Here is a 16,721-nt window from a genome sequence, read left to right as displayed (position 1 = left end):
AATAATTTTCCTCCTTAATATGGTCCTTTAAAATCACCGATATCAGTTATCTTTTTTATGTGATCATCATATTTATCTACATACAAGGAACCAGAAGGTGTTAATGTTGCAAGAAATACTTCTGAAACGTCTTTAATTTCTTGCATTTTCAACTGATCCATAATCCATTTTTTGGTTTTGTTAAGTTGCCTTAGATTTTCATCTATAAGGATTCCATCATAAATAAGTTCTGTACTGATACCAGTTGGTGCTTTAAGAATACTCATATCTTTAGGTGTTAAAGGTTCATAGTCTGGCTTTTTTAGTACAGAGAGTTGGCCATTTGTTTCGATAATTGCAAAATCTACCTGTGACAAATCAAAAACATCTTTATTTCTTAGTAACCCCATAATATCAGAGATTTTGTATTTCATTTTTCGTAATGCATTCTCCATTATTTTGCCATTCATGATGATAATAGTGGGTTCTCCATCTATATATTTTGAAGCATATCGCCATTTTAAAGTAATGGATTCCATTAAATATCCAAGTAGAGCCCAAGTGAAAAGCCCGATAAAATGAGGCCAAGCTCTACTGGATAAGTCTGTAGTAAGAGTTGCAGCAATAGATCCAATTGTTATTCCAAGTACATAATCGAAAAAACTTAATTGGCTTATTTGTTGTTTCCCTAATATCTTCGCAAAAATAAGTAAAGAAAAGAATCCAATAATAGAACGCACAAAAACTACTAATCCTTCATTCAATTTTTTATACCTCCTTATCTTAAATAAAGCATTTCAAATAAAATAGACTATAGTGGGAACTTGTTATTTTTTTGAATATGCCTAATATATATAGTTATTATTTAACTTAAAGTAAATTTTATACTATATAAGATTACATATATTTATAGAATAATTAATGCTACAATGTTATAATTTTAATATATCGAATTTGAAGGAATTATTAATGAAAATAAATATAATTGATATATATATGAGATTAAAGGTGATATTAGGGGATTTTCTTATAAAACAGAAAAAAGTCAAGAATCTTATTCAGATATATATTGGAATTAAATGTTAAAATGGCAATTAATTATGGTATTATATTTATATTAGAAATTTACGATCAATAATGTGAAAAATGAAGTATTATGTATTAATTGAGAACTTAAAGCCATGTGAAAAGCAAAAGGGAAAACTATTATAAAATGTGAAGACTTAAAATATTAAATAAATTAATTCAAATTCAGTTAAGGTACATATTAGAAAGGGGACAAACATGGATATATTTTTGGTTATAGGTCTTATTGGTGGTCTAATAATTGTAGTTGCAGCTATGCTAGAAAAAGGGGCTAGTCTTGCGGTACTATTAAGCGTTGAAGCAATAATGGTAATTCTTGGGGGTACTGTAATTGGATTGATGAATTCTTTCCCAAAAGGTGAGTTTATGAAATTGGGTAAAGTTTTTGGGGTTCTTTTTAGTAATAAGAATCAACAAGATCCTAGTGAAATTATTGTGCAACTTGTAGAAATGGCTCAAACAACTAGAAGAGATGGATTGCTATCTCTTGAAAGTACTATAAATGGACTAGAAAGCAAATTCTTGAAAAAAGGATTAGAGATGGTGGTCGATGGTCTAGAGCCAGACCTTATAAAAGAAGTATTAGAAATAGAAATTGAGAGTATGGAAGAAAGACATAGGCTTGGTATTACAGCCTTTTCATCAGCGGGAGGTACAGCTCCAACCCTTGGAGTTTTAGGAGCTGTTATTGGACTAATTGGTGCTCTTGGAAATCTTAATGATATTGAAAAACTTGGGGAAAGTATAAAGTCAGCTTTCGTTGCAACAGTTTATGGTATTTTTACTGGATATTTAATTTGGCATCCATTTTCAAACAGATTAAAAAGAAAATCTTTAGAAGAAGTAACAAGTATGAATATTATGCTTGAAGGAATTTTAGCTATTCAAGCAGGGAACAATCCAAAGAGTATTGAAAGAAAACTAGTAGGGATGATAGAACCTAGCAAAAGAGCAAGATTTGAAGAAAACAATAAAGAAAACTAATTTAAAGGAGAATAATGATGAGAAAGAAAAAAGAACATCATGAAGAGCATGTTGATGAAGCGTGGCTTCTTCCATATTCAGATATGTTAACACTCCTATTGGCACTATTTATTGTTATGTTTGCTATGGGTCAAACCGATGCAGCAAAATTTAATGCAATGAGCCAACAATTTAATATTATTTTTGCAGGTGGTAGTGGGGTAATGCAACGCGATGGTAATTCAGTTATCTCTATGGAGGTTTCACCAGGACAAGCTGAGGATGACAAGATGACTGAAGTAAAGAAAATGTTAGAGGCAGAAATTACAAAAGAGGGTTATTCTGATAAGGTTAAGGTTGCTCTTAACGGTGAGGGATTAGAAATTTCAATACAAGATGTTGTGCTTTTTAATACAGCTGAGGCAGAGGTTAAAAATAATTTATCACCATTACTTGTACAAATTTCAAATCTGCTTCAAGGCTTAGAGAATAAAGTTAAGGTTGTAGGCTATACTGATAATGTACCTATTAAGAATGATAAATTCCGATCTAACTGGGAATTAAGCGCAATGAGAGCTATAAATGTAATGAATTTTATGGTTGCTTCAGGGGAAATTAGCGCTGATAAAGTATCTATTCAAGCTTACGGTGAATATATGCCTAAATTTGAGAATACCACAGAGGCAGGTAGAGCTAAAAATAGAAGAGTAGAAATCATTGTAATTAGAAAGTATCCACAAACTGCACAAGAAAAGTCAAATTGATAGGATAAATAGAAAATTTTTAATTATATATATATTGCAATTAAGAATTAATAATGTACAATTGATAATTTAGGATGAAGTCACTACGCGATTTTTTTAATAATTAGTACTGTAATTGTAGAAAACCAATTAAAATATATATAACGATTATGGAAAGCATTCAATTTAAATGAACAGTATTCTGCTGATTATGCAGGGTAGAGTTTAAGTTAATTGAGTGCTTTTTTGCTTGTTTAGGATTGTAAATAAAATGTAGTGGAATCATTTTTTAGAATTAAAAATTATAATCATATACTTATGCAATTTGAATTTAAATATGCGTAGTCGTGTAATTTGCATTCAAATAAATGACCTGTGGTACTTAAGAGATTTTTATAAAGAACTTAAGATATAAATAATATATTATAATATGACATACTGTTGTCAAGTTACAATTGATATACTGACTTTAGTTCATCTAAATTATATTTGAAGATGACTTTTTAAAATAGTACATTCTAGTTTCAAGTAAAGTTTTGAGAATAACTATTATATTATTAATGAAAAGGGGTATATAAAATGAATTATGAAGTAGTGTATTTAAAAGAAAAAATAGTAGCAGGGATTACAATCAGAACAAGCAATAATGATCCTAATATGGGAAAAGCTATAGGTGAAACTTGGCGACATTTTTTTGCAGATGGTGTTTATGGATCAATTCAAAACAAGAAAAATGATAGAAGCATTGGTTTATACGCAAATTATGAAGATAAAGTTAATGGTGCTTACGATGTGATGATTTGCTGTGAAATTTCTAAAGATAAAAATATGCCAAGTGAAATTGATGTGAAAAAAAGTGCAGAAGGCAAATATGCAAAATTCGTAGCTAAAGGCAATGTACAAAAAGCAGTAGCAGAATGTTGGGGTGAAATTTGGGCAATGGATTTGGACCGAAAATATAGTTCTGATTTTGAGGAATATATAAGCGGTGGGGACATGGATAATGCTGAAATAAATATTTATATCTCAATAAATTAGTAATTGTAATTTGAGTATAATGATTATGATAGAAGTAATTTGCTATAATAGAGAAAAATAAACAGTTCAATAAATGATTTTTATGTAGGGGAGGTTAATAATGGAATTCATATCTGCTAAAACTATTATATCTGGATATGTTGAGAATAGTCCTTGGTTTGGGAATAATTATAATATGAATATTTACAAGGGGTGTTGTCATGGATGCATTTATTGTGATAGCCGTAGCGAATGTTATAGAATAGATAATTTTGATACAGTAAGAGCAAAAAAAGATGCCCTTGCATTAATTAATAAGGAACTTAAATCAAAGAAAAGAAAAGGTGTAATAGGAACTGGAGCTATGAGTGATCCTTATAATCCCTTTGAAAAAGAATATTCTTTAACAAGAGGTGCCTTAGAACTTATTAATATGCATGGTTTTGGTGTTTCAATTATTACGAAAAGTGATTTAATAAAAAGAGACATTGATATATTAAAAAAGATAAAAAGTCATTCGCCAGTGCTTGTTAAGATAACAGTAACAACTTGCGATGATGAACTTTGCACGAAGATAGAACCTAATGTAGTGGTAGCCTCAAAGAGATTTTCTGCCATAAAGGAACTTTCTGATAACGGGATTTTTGCTGGAGTATTGCTTATGCCAGTTCTCCCATTTTTAGAAGATAATGAAGAAAATATAAATGGAATAATTAATCTTGCACATGAAAGTGGAGCTAAGTTTATATATCCAGCCTTTGGAGTGACTTTAAGACAAAACCAAAGAGATTGGTATTTTAAAAAGCTTGATGAGAATTTTCCCGGAATTAAGCAAAAATATATAGGGCAGTATAAAAATGATTATGAATGTAAATCAAAAAGAGCCAAGGAATTATGGAAGGTATTTAAAAGAGAATGTGATAATTTTGGCATACTATATAAAATGGAAGATATTATTAATGCTTATAAGAAGGGGTATGAAGACGATCAACTTTCAATGTTTTAAAAGCAAGTATTAATAATATATCTTGTAATGTATAATAAATTTAGGTGATAAAAATGCAAATAAACAGATTATTTGAAATAGTATATATTTTACTAGATAAAAAAACTATAACAGCCAAGGAACTTTCAGAACGCTTTGAGGTGTCAGTTAGGACCATTTATAGAGATATTGATACGCTATCAATTGCAGGTATACCCATTTATACTAACAAAGGTAAAGGTGGAGGAATCAGCCTTATGGATGATTTTGTACTTAATAAATCTGTGCTTTCAGAGAAAGAACAAAATGAAATATTAATGAGCCTTCAAAGCTTAAATGCCATGAAATTCCTGGATGTAGAGCCTGTTTTAAAAAGACTTAGTACAATTTTTAATAAAGAAAGTACTAATTGGATTGATGTTGATTTTTCTAGGTGGGGTAGTGATGATAGTGAAAAAGAAAAGTTTAATATCATTAAAACAGCTATTCTTAGTACTAAAATAATAAATTTTGACTACTTTAGTTCCTATGGAGAAAAAACTTTAAGGACTGTTGAACCATTAAAACTTGTTTTTAAAGGACAAGACTGGTACCTCTATGGCTTTTGTAGGATTAAGAGTGAGTTTAGAATTTTTAAAATCACACGAATTAGAAATATGAAATTATTAGATGAAACTTTTAAAAGAGATATTCCAATTTATATTTGGGATGATGGTGATAAATCTTATAAAAATAAAATGGTCACTTTAATTTTAAAAATTGATCAAAGAATGGCATATAGAGTTTTTGATGAATTTGAACAAGAAAATATTGTGAAAAATTCAGATGGAAGCTTTAATGCAACTGTTACTTTTCCAGAAGGTGATTGGATTTATGGGTATGTACTGTCTTATGGAGAGTATTGTGAAGTTATAGAGCCAAAAGATGTTAGAGAAGTTATAAAAATAAAGTTTGAAGAAGGATTAAAAAAATATACACAATTAAAAAAAGCGCGAAGCGTAACCAGGAACTTAAATTAAAAAAAGCATGCACATATAAAAAATGTGCGAATCACAATTAAGAACATATTAAGAGCAACCAAGAATAATTTATGATGAAAATTAAATAAAGTGTCATTAGAAGTTGAAAATCGTCATTAATACTCAACAAAGATATCTGAATAAGCTTTTAGAAAATCTTTATTATAGAATGAAATATCCCTTACAATGCCTAATCAATTAGTAGTAATGCCAAACTTAAAAGCATAGTAAGGAAAATAATTAAAAACAAGAAATAACTTTGCATACTGAAATAACAATAGAAATTAAAATGAAGTAAGAAATTTTATAGTGAGAGTAATACGTTTTGTTATATTAAAAATAAGTGTGAGGTGATTAAATTGCTGAACGAGCGCCAAGAAAAAATTATAATGTTACTTAAAGATAATAAAAAGTGGATGATAGGCAAAGAATTTTCTGAGTTTTTAAATGTGTCAGATAGAACCATAAGGTCTGATATTGCATATATAAATTTATACTATGAAGATATACTTATCGAATCAAATGTTCGAAATGGTTATCATTTAAATGAAGAATTATCGTCAAATTTAAATATTCATTCAGAAAATATAATTCCACAAACATCTTTTCAAAGATGTTTTTATATTATTCATGAATTATTGTTAAAAAAGAATGAACTTAATCTAATTTCTGTAAAAGACATAGTGTTTGTTAGTGATTCTTCAATGGAAAACGATTTAAAAGAAATAAAAAAAATCTTGGAACCTTATCCTACACTTAAACTTGTAAGGCATAAGAATTATATATCTTTAGAAGGAAATGAGGAGAATAAAAGAGAACTTTATGCAAATTTACTTATGAAAAAAATAAAAGGAAACTATTTAAACCTAGATTCTTTAGCTGTTCTATTTCCAAATTTCGATCTGCTTGCAGTAAAAGAATTACTAGAGGATATATTTGAAAAATATAATTACACCGTGAGAGAAATGGAATTTCCAATAATTATGACTTATATTGGAGTGGCAATTGAACGTATACTTTGCCATAATTACATAGAAACAGATGGAAAAAATGAAAACATTACTGGTAGTATAGAATTTTCTATAGCACAAGAATTTTTTGAAAATGTATCGAAAAAATTAAACATTGAACTTAAAAAATATGAAAACACTATTTTGGCATCCATATTGATTGGAAAAACACAAGCTGATATTAAAGATAGTAAAGATAGGGCTCTTTTATTGAATTATGATTATAGTACGAACCAATTGGTAAGTAACATATTAGAAGATATATATATTCAATTTGATGTTGATCTCAGGAAAGATGAAGATTTAAGGGGAGGATTATGTGTTCATATTCAGCAACTTCTTGAACGAAAAAAGAAAAATATTAATGTTTCCAACTTGTATCTGGATGAATTAAAGCATAAATATCCATTTTTTTTCGATATGGCTATTAGAGTAGGTAAATTAATTGAGGATAAATTAAATATAACCATTGACGAAAATGATATAAGCTTTATTGAACAACACTTAGGTGGTGCTCTTGAAAGGATGAATTCTAAAAATAAATATCGAGTAATCATGATGAATCCAAATAATCAAGCTTTGTCAAGTATGTGTATAAAAAAAATAGAGAGTATATTCCATGAACGCATAGAAATTTTGGGGTTTATTAATTATTTTGAAAAGAAGGAAGTACTTAAGGTAAAACCAGATTTGATTCTGACTACTCTACCATTAGAACATGATTTGAATATTTTAACAGTACAGATTTCGATTTTTATGAGCTTAGAAGATAAAATTAAAATTTTTAAAGCTTTAAATTTACTGGATAGTAATAGATTTAAAGTGAATTTTATCAGTGATTTCAAGACTATGATGGAACCTCGCTTTTTTTATTTTGATCTTGATTTGGATACTCCAAAAAAAGTTTTGAGCTTTATGAGTGATGAACTCTATAATTCTGGTTCTGTTAAGAAGAATTTCAAAGAGGCAGTATTAAAACGGGAAGAACTTTTCCCTACATCATTCATTTATTCTTTTGCAATCGCTCATCCAAACATAGCAATGAGTAAAGAATCGAAAATTTCAGTTGCGCTGCTAAAAAAACCAATACAATGGGGAGAATTTCAAGTGAAATTGGTTTTGCTATTATCTATTCAGGAAGGAAAGCAAAAAATGCTTAGAACTTTTTTTGATTGGCTGGGTAATATAGTAAGTGATTCTAAAAAGCTATCTTCACTTATGAAAACAACAACTTATAATGAATTTATTAATCAGATTATTAAATAAAGGAATCCGTGCATAAATAAAAATCATTAATATTGGCAATATGTTTATGCGCAGATTTTTTTATTTCCATTTTTTATATTGTGTAAATAGGTTCCTAACATTAGGAAGAAACATTGGAAGCATTTGTTACAAATTCATGTATAATTAAATTATAAGTAGCATATTTTAAACTACGAACAATAGGAGGGTACAATGGAAGGATTAGAATTAGTTTGTTTTCAGCTAATTTCTGCTGCTGGGATAGCACGATCTTGCAGTATTGAAGCAATACGAGAAGCTAAGAAGGGAAACTTTGAAAAAGCAGAAGAACTAATGAAAGAAGGTAAAAGCCAGTTTTTGAAGGCACATGATATACATAGTAAATTGCTTCAGCAGAACACGAATGACGAAAATACCAATAGCTTAATATTGGTTATGCATGCGGAAGATCAGCTTATGAGTGCAGAAATGTTTGAAATATTAACGAAGGAATTTATTGATAACTTTAAAAGAATGCTTAAATTAGAACAAAAAGTTAATTGAAATTTTATTAAATAATAAAATCTAATTTCATAATGGAGAGGAAGTGATATTAATGAAGAAAATTTATCTATTTTGTAGTGCAGGAATGTCTACAAGTTTGCTTTCAGCTAATATGCAAAAATTAGCTGATGCTCATGGCCTTCAAGTTGAAGTGAAAGCGTTTTCACTAGCAAGCCTTGATGATATTTATGAAAAAGATCATCCGGACTGCATTTTAATAGGCCCTCAGGTGAGATTTGCCTATGAGGAAACTAAAAATAAATACAATAAATTGAATACTCCAGTGGGGTTAATTGATAGCAATGATTATGGTACTATTAACGGCGCAAATGTTTTAAAATTAGCATCAAAATTGATAAAGCAGGGTGTTTAATAAATTATTCCAATTTATAATGTGAAATTTAACGTTATTGAAGGAAATGGAGGAAATTAAAAATGAAAAAGAGTTTTATGGATAAGTTAGAATCAAAACTTATGCCAGTTGCTAAGCTTATAAGCAATAATAAATATCTTATAGCAATTCGTGATGGATTTTTACTCGCTATGCCACTTTTAGTAGTTGGTTCAATGTTTATGCTTATTTCAAATTTTCCAGTTCAACCTTGGATTGACTTACTAAACAACACAAAACTTGGAGGAACATCAATTTCATCTTATTTTTCAAATGTAACAGCAGCAACCTTTTCAATTATGGCAATATTTATTGTAATTGGTATTGGCTATAATTATGCAAAGCAAGAAAAAGTAAATATGATATTTGGAGCAGCTGTTGCTATTTTAAGTTGGTTTATGCTTATGCCATTTACCACAGCTTTTACACCAGAAGGTTCTACAGCAGCAGTTCAAGTAGCCAGTATACCTTTAGATTGGGTTGGATCAAAAGGCATATTTATAGGAATTATATGTGCATTTATATCCGTTAAGATTTACAACTGGGTGGAAAATAAAGGCTGGACAATCAAGATGCCAAAAGGGGTTCCACCTACAGTTGGACAGTCATTTTCAGCATTATTTCCAATCGCCGGAGTAATTATTGTATTCTTCTTTATTCGAATTATTTTTTCATTAACACCATGGGGAAATGCTTTTGACTTTATTTATAAAGTTTTACAATTGCCAATGCAAAGAGTTGGAGATTCTCTTGGGGCAATGATGGGAGTTTATTTCTTTGCACATGTCTTATGGCTCTTTGGTATTCATGGGACAAACATCACAGGTTCAGTTTTTAATCCAATACTTTACGCATTATCTGCAGAAAATTTAAAAGCATTGCAAGCAGGGTTACCTTTGCCTCACATTATAAATCAACAGTTTCAAGACTTGTTTGCTACTTATGGAGGTGCTGGATCAACACTTTCTCTATTGGTTGCTATGTTTGGATTCTGTAAATCAAAACGAATCAAAGAGCTGGGAAAAATAGCAGTTATTCCTGCTATATTTGGTATAAATGAGCCAATTATTTTTGGACTTCCAGTTGTATTAAATCCTTTGATAGCTATTCCATTTATTCTTGTACCTATGATTAATATAATTATTTCATGGATTACTATGAGGATTGGAATGGTTCCAATTTGTAATGGTGTTATTATGCCATGGACAACACCACCAATTATTTCAGGTTTCTTATCATCAGGATGGCAGGGAGCATTGCTTCAAATATTCCTTATAGTTCTTGGAATATTTGTCTATTTACCATTCATTAAAACTATGGATAAACAATATTTAATTGATGAAGCTGAAGCCGAAAGCAATTCAGATGACGATAACATTTCTTTAGATGATTTAACATTTTAAAAGTTAGGAGAATTAATTCATGCTTAAGATAATAACAATTTATGATCAAATTCAAGCTGGAATGGGAACAAAAGATGACAAGATGTTGCCTTTGGGCGGGAAAAATGTTCCTATTGGTCCTAGCATCATGATGGAACCTTTTCTAAAACAAATTGGTGCAAAGGTTGTAGCATGCTTGCATTGTGGCAATGGAACCTATTTAAATGATAAAGAGGTAGTAAGCAAAAAACTATGTGATATGGTGCAAAAACTGCGTCCAGATGTAGTGGTTTGTGGACCAGCATTTAGCTATAAGGAATATGCACAAATGTGTGCTGAGGTTACGTACGACATAAATAATTCAACTAGTGTACCTGCAATTGCAGCTATGTCCGTTGAAAATGAAGAAGTAATAAGTAAATATAAGGACCTCATATATATTGTGAAATGTCCGAAAAAAGGTGAAGTTGGTTTAAACGAGGCACTGAAAAATATTTGTCTAGTAGCAAAGACTATTGCTGTTGAATATGACAATGTAGCAAAGATTAAAGAATATTGTTTCTAAAAATATGATAAAAGCAGTATAACATTTTATATCCTCTACAAAATAGCAGATTCCATTAGGTTTCTGCTATTTCTTAACAAGTATTAAAAATTGAAAGGCAGGTTTTTACAATGCATAGAATGGGTATATCTATTTATCCAGAACATTCAACAGAAAAAAAAGATTACGATTATATGAAGCTAGCTGCAAAATATGGATTTACTAGAATGTTCACTTGTTTACTGTCAGTGGATGAACCAAAAGAGATTATTATGGATAAGTTCACAAAATTTATGGAACAAGCACATGAACTTGGATTTATTGTAGGCGTAGATACAAATCCTAGTGTGTTTTTGCATCTGGGAGCTACCCCGTATAATTTAAAGCCATTTTATGATATGAAGGTGGATATTGTTCGTCTAGATGGACATTTTAGTGATAGGGAAGACATAGCAATTACTCATAATTCATATGGAATTCCTATTGAGTTTAATGCAAGTTCAAATACAGCTTTGGATTTAATGATAGAAAGAGGTGCCAACAGGGACAATATGGTTGTCTGCCATAATTTTTATCCTCAGAAATATACAGGACTTGGATGGAATAAGTTTATGGAATTTACTAATAAATATAAAGCTTTAGGTCTTACTGTTGGTGCTTTTGTTTCTAGTAATAATGAAAATACCTTTGGGCCTTGGCCAGTATTTGAAGGATTAGCTACTTGCGAAATGCATAGAGGTTTACCTATAGATTTACAAGTAAGGCATCTACTTGCAACTAATAAAATTGATGATATTTTAATTGGAAATGCCTATGCCACAGAAGATGAGCTAAAAGCAATATCTAAAGTGGATAAAACAAGAACCACATTCAAATTGGAGCTTGCTGATAGCATTACAAGTGAAGAGGAAAATATCATATACAATTATCCACATTTTGGAAGAGGAGACGCGTCTGATTATCTTGTTCGCAGCAGTATGCCACGTGCAGATTATAGAGAAGTAAAAATTCCATACTGCAAATATGATAAAGAATTTTTCCATAGGGGAGATGTAGTAATAGTTAATGATAATTTATATCATTATCGAGGTGAACTAGAAATTATAGAGAAAGATATGCCTAATGATGGTAAAAGAAATCTTGTGGCTAGAATACCCAAAGAAGAATTAATTTTATTGGATATATTGAAACCGGAACATCTTTTTGGTTTTATTAAACCGGAATAAATTTTGGGAGATATGGTGTGAAAAAGATTAAGTATCAGGTTAAAAATCCCCAGGGAATTCATGCAAGACCATCAGGGTTGTTAGTCAATGAATTTAGTCAATTTAAATGTAATGTAATTATTGAAAAGGCAGGAAAAGCAGTAAATGCAAAAGAAATCTTTCCTTTAATGAGTCTTAGCATTAAACAAGGTGATAATATTATCATAACTTTTGAGGGTGAAGAGGAAATGGCTGAGGCTAAAGTAGCAGAAAAATATTTAAAAGAAAATTTATATTAATTATTTTAGCTTAGATAAACGTAAGTGTAAAAAGGATGTTTGGCAATTAAAATTTAAACATCCTTTTTTTAGTTGATAATTACATATATTTAATTATGCTGTTTATATGGTATCATATATATATATAAATCTTTTCTGAGGTAAATGGTGATTTTATTTTTTTATCAATTCAATTTTACCATAAATCAGTGAGGAATTATTCTATTTTGTAACAAAAAATAAGTCGCATTTATGTGGGTTACGGCGTTTCGCAAACGACTAAATAGTGAATTATTAATTGAAAGGGGATTACAAGAGATGCCATTTATAGGATCAAAGGTTACTGTTAAAATTTCAAATGAAAAAGAGGAAATTATAAAAAAGAGATTAGGCGAAGCAATAAAGTTAATCCCAGGAAAAAGTGAGACATTTCTAATGGTTGGATTTCAAAATGAATATTCATTATATTTTGGAGGAGAAAAATTAGAAAAGGGTGCGTTTATAGAAGTGAAAATATTTGGAAAGACAAGTAAAGAGGCTTATGCTAATTTGACAGCAGAAATTTGCACTATATATGAGGAAGAATTAGGAATACCTCAAAATAAGATATACGTTAAGTATGAAGAAGTTGAAAATTGGGGCTGGAATGGGAGTAATTTTTGATTATAGGAATTGCTCAAATAGATATAGTTTGGGAAGATTGCACGGAAAATATGAAGAAGATTGAAGAGCTTGTTAATAAGGCTTCAGAAAATAAAGTTGAATTAATTTTATTTCCGGAGATGTCATTAACAGGCTTTACAATGGACATTAATAAGCTATTATTATCTGAAGAGCAAATAATAAGTTGGATTAAGCAAGTGGCTGTAAATAACTATATAAATATAGGACTTGGATTTGCAATAAAAGTTGATGAAAAAGGCAAGAATAAGTATGTTATTGTTTCTAAAGATGGAAAAATTTTAACGATATATACCAAAATACATCCATTTTCTTATAGCGGAGAAGATAATAAATATTATAGTGGAAATGAAATATGCATTTGTAAAATAAAGGAGTTTCAAATAACTCCTTTTATTTGTTATGATTTAAGGTTTCCTGAGATATTTCAAATGGCATCTAAAGAAGCGCAAATAATAACTGTGGCAGCAAGTTGGCCAAAGTCCAGAGAAGAACATTGGATAACATTATTAAAAGCAAGGGCTATAGAAAATCAATGTTATATTATAGGTATAAATAGAGTAGGTTTAGGTGATTACTTGCAGTATAATGGAGCATCAATTTTTGTAAGTCCAAGTGGAGAAGTTTTAAATGAAATAAATTCAGAAGAAATGCTTATTATAAAGGATTTAGAAATAGAGAAAATTAAAGAAGTTAAAGATAGCTTTGATATAAAGAAGGATAGAAGAGAAGATTTATATAGGTAATTGACAATTGACAATTAAGGAAGAAAAGCCAAAGGCTTTTCAAAAATATAAATTAAAGATATTCCTAAGGAATATCCTCCTAAATTGGTCACAGACTACCCATAAAGGGCATTAATTGTACATTGTAAATTGTAAATTAATAGGATGGCAGGTGAAAAAATGATAAATGATTTTGAACAAGAGAGTGAAAATAGAAAATTATCACTAAAAGAAGATATAAAGAGAACTGGCGGAAATTTTGCTAGAATGCTTCTTATTTTAGCAATATCAACATATGTCATAGGTTTCATAATTATATTATTCATTAAAGTTAAGGGGAGAATTCTAGGAATAGATACAACAACTAATAATGAACTAAATATTATTTTAGGAATTTCCAAAGATAAGTATAATTTTTTAGTAGGATACCTTCCTTGTGTAATTGGTGACATTATAGCAATTATTATTGCAATGAAGACTACAAAGATAAAATTTAAAGAAGATATATTGAGCAGAAATAAGTCACCTAAAAGGTTTATATTATTAGGGACAATTTCTTGTATAGGAACGGGAATGATTTCAAGTATAATCTATTTGACATATTCAACAATAATTAAACATTACGGCATAAGTATTCCAGAGCCAGATTTTAGTTTTCCTACTGAAGGTACATATTTAATATTATTTTTAATGTATGCATGTTTCATAGGTCCTATTTTAGAAGAAATTATATTTAGAGGATTTATACTAAGGAGCATGCAAAAGTACGGTAATTTAACTGCAATTATTGTATCTTCAATTTTATTTTCTATGTTTCACTTAAATTTAGTTCAATTTGTTAATCCTGTAATAATGGGAATTGTTTTAGGATTTATTGCAATTAAGTCCAAATCTATTGTGCCATCAATAATAGCACACATATTCAATAACTCAATAACTTTTATAGCACTAGGAATATCATTGCTAAAAATGCCATTAGTACAATCTATATTTGGCGTTACATATTTATTTGTTGGAATTTTAGCACTTATATTATTTATTAGAAATTATGGAAAAGATTTTATAGAATTAATAAATGAAGATAATAGAATATTAAGAACTTATGAGAAAGTCAGGTATTCTTTTAGTGGAGCATGGGCGTTAACATATATAGCTTCTTACGTAATATTTGTAGGTGGACTTATGATTTTAACTAATATAATAAAGTAGGGCATATTTGAATTATTAATTTAAAAGGTGATGCTTGTTTATTACTGCCAGTGAAGTGATAAACAAACATCACCTTTTTTGTTCATTAAATATAAATTAGGAGCATAAAGAAAAATTAGATAATTAGAAGATATTAGAACAAAATACATATATATATATAAAAGTAAAGAAAAAATTCAACTTCTTTTATAACATGTACTTGACATTTAATAATGAAAGCGTTAACATGAAATTATAGTTTTAGAAACCGGTTAACTAAAACGATAAACTAACAATTTATATAGTGGAATTTTATGAAAATATAAATTTAACAAATAGATAAAGGAGAGATAATATACATGAATAAGGCAGAAGTGAAAAAGTTAATGAAAGGAAAATTAATTGCTGTGATTAGAGGAAATGATTTAGCAGAAGCAAAAGTGATATGCAAAACGCTCGTAGAATCAGGAATTACATCTCTAGAAATTACATTTAGTTTACAAGGTGCAGAAAAATTAATTAGTGAGTTAAAAAAAGAATGTCCAAAGGCTCTCATTGGAGCGGGAACAGTATTAACTAAAAAACAAGCAGAACTTGCTGCAATTAATGGTGCAGACTTTATAGTATCACCGTGTATTATAAAAGAAGTTGGAGCTTACTGCAAAGAACATGATATTTTTTGTTCAATGGGTGCAGCAACACCAACAGAAGCCTATGAATCTTATATGGCAGGCAGCGACGTAGTTAAGTTATTTCCAGGAGACTGCTTATCACCAAAAATGATTAAAAATATACAAGCACCAATGCCATTTATTGAAATAATGCCAACCGGTGGTGTTGATGATACAAATGTGAAGAACTGGTTTGAAAGTGGCGCTTATGCTGCAGGTTTCGGTGGATATTTAACTAAAGGTATCACTTCATCAAATCTTGATTTATTAAAAGAACGTTGTGAAAAATTAATAAATGCAAATAAATAGGAGGTGAGATTATGGAAAAAAATCAATTAGTGATAAATACACTTGTCTTTCTTAATGAGCTTAAAAAAGGATTAGATCAAAGTGTAATGATGGATACAGTTCATGAACTAGGGATTAATAATATAGAAATACGACGAGAGTATATTAAAGATTTTGAAAAAGAAATTGCAACTATTAAAGAAAAATCTAAATTGCATAATATGAATATTTTTTACTCAGTACCTGAGTGGGTTTATAAAGAAAATAAATTATTAGCACATGATATAGAAAAATACTTTAAAGAAGCTTATGAAATGAATTGCCACAATGTCAAATTAAATATTGGGCAATATAAAGAAGTTAATAATGAGGATATTCAAAGAATAAATGAATTATCTAAAAAGTATGAAGTAAAAATGACTGTTGAAAATGATCAAACCAGTTTAAATGGTAAAGTTCAAAGCATTAACCAATTTCTATGCCAAGTAAAAAAGCATAAAGGGAACATAACTTTTACTTTTGATATTGGAAATTGGTTTTTTCAAGATGAAGACCCATTGGAAAATGCAGAGTTATTAAATGAATTTGTTACTTATATTCATTTGAAAGATATTAGCAAAGAAAGAAACAATGTTTTATTAAATGAAGGAGTTATAGAGTGGAAAAAGGTACTGGATAAATTGCCCAAGGGTTTACCTATAGCAATTGAATATCCATGTGAAACAAAAGAAAAATTACAATTAGAGATAAACAAAATTTTGCAAGATTAGAATTTACT

The 16,721-nt window shown here is 29.3% G+C and carries 18 protein-coding genes; 17 read left to right on the top strand and 1 reads right to left on the bottom strand.

The genetic code is table 11. From position 1 onward, the window contains the following. Nucleotides 1–14: 14 nt before the first annotated feature. The gene (locus psyc5s11_RS25835) at nt 15–743 is read right to left on the bottom strand and encodes a DUF421 domain-containing protein (RefSeq protein WP_224035317.1); all 729 of its coding nucleotides are present in this window, start codon (nt 741–743) and stop codon (nt 15–17) included. Nucleotides 744–1,263: 520 nt separating this feature from the next. Between psyc5s11_RS25835 and motA the strand changes: the two genes are divergently transcribed. The 17 genes from motA (at nt 1,264) to psyc5s11_RS25750 (ending at nt 16,713) form a co-directional block, all read left to right on the top strand. Next, a complete protein-coding gene (motA, locus tag psyc5s11_RS25830; RefSeq protein WP_224035316.1) occupies nt 1,264–2,049 on the top strand; it encodes a flagellar motor stator protein MotA in 786 nt (261 codons plus the stop codon). A gap of 17 nt (nt 2,050–2,066) precedes the next feature. After that, a complete protein-coding gene (locus tag psyc5s11_RS25825) occupies nt 2,067–2,792 on the top strand; it encodes a flagellar motor protein MotB (RefSeq protein WP_224035315.1) in 726 nt (241 codons plus the stop codon). Between the two features lie 558 nt (nt 2,793–3,350). Further along, nucleotides 3,351–3,809, top strand: coding sequence for a GyrI-like domain-containing protein (locus psyc5s11_RS25820; RefSeq protein WP_224035314.1), 459 nt, complete (start codon nt 3,351–3,353; stop codon nt 3,807–3,809). A 100-nt stretch (nt 3,810–3,909) separates the two neighbouring features. Further along, complete coding sequence (locus psyc5s11_RS25815) at nt 3,910–4,794, top strand: SPL family radical SAM protein (RefSeq protein WP_224035313.1); 885 nt, start codon at nt 3,910–3,912, stop codon at nt 4,792–4,794. A gap of 53 nt (nt 4,795–4,847) precedes the next feature. Next, on the top strand, nt 4,848–5,792 hold the full coding sequence (locus tag psyc5s11_RS25810; RefSeq protein ID WP_224035312.1) for a helix-turn-helix transcriptional regulator: 945 nt from the start codon (nt 4,848–4,850) through the stop codon (nt 5,790–5,792). 359 nt (nt 5,793–6,151) lie between these two features. Then, entirely contained in the window at nt 6,152–8,068 is a 1,917-nt protein-coding gene (locus psyc5s11_RS25805; protein ID WP_224035311.1) for a BglG family transcription antiterminator, read from the top strand. 192 nt (nt 8,069–8,260) lie between these two features. Further along, nucleotides 8,261–8,590 (top strand): PTS lactose/cellobiose transporter subunit IIA, encoded by a 330-nt coding sequence (locus psyc5s11_RS25800; RefSeq protein ID WP_224035310.1) that lies wholly within the window; start codon nt 8,261–8,263, stop codon nt 8,588–8,590. Between the two features lie 52 nt (nt 8,591–8,642). Further along, nucleotides 8,643–8,963, top strand: a complete 321-nt coding sequence (locus tag psyc5s11_RS25795) for a PTS sugar transporter subunit IIB (protein WP_224035309.1) — start codon at nt 8,643–8,645, stop codon at nt 8,961–8,963. Nucleotides 8,964–9,025: 62 nt separating this feature from the next. Beyond that, complete coding sequence (locus tag psyc5s11_RS25790; RefSeq protein WP_224035308.1) at nt 9,026–10,384, top strand: PTS sugar transporter subunit IIC; 1,359 nt, start codon at nt 9,026–9,028, stop codon at nt 10,382–10,384. 19 nt (nt 10,385–10,403) lie between these two features. Continuing rightward, nucleotides 10,404–10,928, top strand: a complete 525-nt coding sequence (locus psyc5s11_RS25785; protein ID WP_224035307.1) for a GrdB-related putative oxidoreductase — start codon at nt 10,404–10,406, stop codon at nt 10,926–10,928. 110 nt (nt 10,929–11,038) lie between these two features. Further along, nucleotides 11,039–12,133, top strand: coding sequence for a DUF871 domain-containing protein (locus tag psyc5s11_RS25780; RefSeq protein WP_224035306.1), 1,095 nt, complete (start codon nt 11,039–11,041; stop codon nt 12,131–12,133). A 17-nt stretch (nt 12,134–12,150) separates the two neighbouring features. After that, nucleotides 12,151–12,411, top strand: a complete 261-nt coding sequence (locus psyc5s11_RS25775) for an HPr family phosphocarrier protein (RefSeq protein ID WP_224035305.1) — start codon at nt 12,151–12,153, stop codon at nt 12,409–12,411. Nucleotides 12,412–12,708: 297 nt separating this feature from the next. Next, nucleotides 12,709–13,053 (top strand): phenylpyruvate tautomerase MIF-related protein, encoded by a 345-nt coding sequence (locus tag psyc5s11_RS25770; RefSeq protein WP_224035304.1) that lies wholly within the window; start codon nt 12,709–12,711, stop codon nt 13,051–13,053. Next, on the top strand, nt 13,050–13,817 hold the full coding sequence (locus psyc5s11_RS25765) for a nitrilase-related carbon-nitrogen hydrolase (protein ID WP_224035303.1): 768 nt from the start codon (nt 13,050–13,052) through the stop codon (nt 13,815–13,817). The genes psyc5s11_RS25770 and psyc5s11_RS25765 overlap by 4 nt, the downstream gene beginning before the upstream one ends. Nucleotides 13,818–13,976: 159 nt before the next feature. Beyond that, the gene (locus psyc5s11_RS25760) at nt 13,977–15,005 is read left to right on the top strand and encodes a CPBP family intramembrane glutamic endopeptidase (RefSeq protein ID WP_224035302.1); all 1,029 of its coding nucleotides are present in this window, start codon (nt 13,977–13,979) and stop codon (nt 15,003–15,005) included. A 338-nt stretch (nt 15,006–15,343) separates the two neighbouring features. Continuing rightward, on the top strand, nt 15,344–15,964 hold the full coding sequence (locus psyc5s11_RS25755; RefSeq protein WP_224035301.1) for a bifunctional 4-hydroxy-2-oxoglutarate aldolase/2-dehydro-3-deoxy-phosphogluconate aldolase: 621 nt from the start codon (nt 15,344–15,346) through the stop codon (nt 15,962–15,964). 11 nt (nt 15,965–15,975) lie between these two features. Next, nucleotides 15,976–16,713: a sugar phosphate isomerase/epimerase family protein gene (locus psyc5s11_RS25750; protein ID WP_224035300.1), complete on the top strand. Its 738-nt coding sequence runs from the start codon at nt 15,976–15,978 to the stop codon at nt 16,711–16,713. Nucleotides 16,714–16,721 lie beyond the last annotated feature (8 nt).

It is taken from the genome of Clostridium gelidum, from assembly GCF_019977655.1.
GTDB lineage: Bacteria > Bacillota > Clostridia > Clostridiales > Clostridiaceae > Clostridium > Clostridium gelidum.
This window is presented reverse-complemented; position numbering and strand designations above follow the sequence as displayed.

What these genes read in the sequence shown, in the direction of transcription:
- motA (WP_224035316.1), top strand. Translation starts at nt 1,264, where the DNA reads ATGGATATATTTTTGGTTATAGGTCTTATTGGTGGTCTAATAATTGTA.
- psyc5s11_RS25825 (WP_224035315.1), top strand. Translation starts at nt 2,067, where the DNA reads ATGAGAAAGAAAAAAGAACATCATGAAGAGCATGTTGATGAAGCGTGG.
- psyc5s11_RS25820 (WP_224035314.1), top strand. Translation starts at nt 3,351, where the DNA reads ATGAATTATGAAGTAGTGTATTTAAAAGAAAAAATAGTAGCAGGGATT.
- psyc5s11_RS25815 (WP_224035313.1), top strand. Translation starts at nt 3,910, where the DNA reads ATGGAATTCATATCTGCTAAAACTATTATATCTGGATATGTTGAGAAT.
- psyc5s11_RS25810 (WP_224035312.1), top strand. Translation starts at nt 4,848, where the DNA reads ATGCAAATAAACAGATTATTTGAAATAGTATATATTTTACTAGATAAA.
- psyc5s11_RS25800 (WP_224035310.1), top strand. Translation starts at nt 8,261, where the DNA reads ATGGAAGGATTAGAATTAGTTTGTTTTCAGCTAATTTCTGCTGCTGGG.
- psyc5s11_RS25795 (WP_224035309.1), top strand. Translation starts at nt 8,643, where the DNA reads ATGAAGAAAATTTATCTATTTTGTAGTGCAGGAATGTCTACAAGTTTG.
- psyc5s11_RS25790 (WP_224035308.1), top strand. Translation starts at nt 9,026, where the DNA reads ATGAAAAAGAGTTTTATGGATAAGTTAGAATCAAAACTTATGCCAGTT.
- psyc5s11_RS25785 (WP_224035307.1), top strand. Translation starts at nt 10,404, where the DNA reads ATGCTTAAGATAATAACAATTTATGATCAAATTCAAGCTGGAATGGGA.
- psyc5s11_RS25780 (WP_224035306.1), top strand. Translation starts at nt 11,039, where the DNA reads ATGCATAGAATGGGTATATCTATTTATCCAGAACATTCAACAGAAAAA.
- psyc5s11_RS25770 (WP_224035304.1), top strand. Translation starts at nt 12,709, where the DNA reads ATGCCATTTATAGGATCAAAGGTTACTGTTAAAATTTCAAATGAAAAA.
- psyc5s11_RS25760 (WP_224035302.1), top strand. Translation starts at nt 13,977, where the DNA reads ATGATAAATGATTTTGAACAAGAGAGTGAAAATAGAAAATTATCACTA.
- psyc5s11_RS25755 (WP_224035301.1), top strand. Translation starts at nt 15,344, where the DNA reads ATGAATAAGGCAGAAGTGAAAAAGTTAATGAAAGGAAAATTAATTGCT.
- psyc5s11_RS25750 (WP_224035300.1), top strand. Translation starts at nt 15,976, where the DNA reads ATGGAAAAAAATCAATTAGTGATAAATACACTTGTCTTTCTTAATGAG.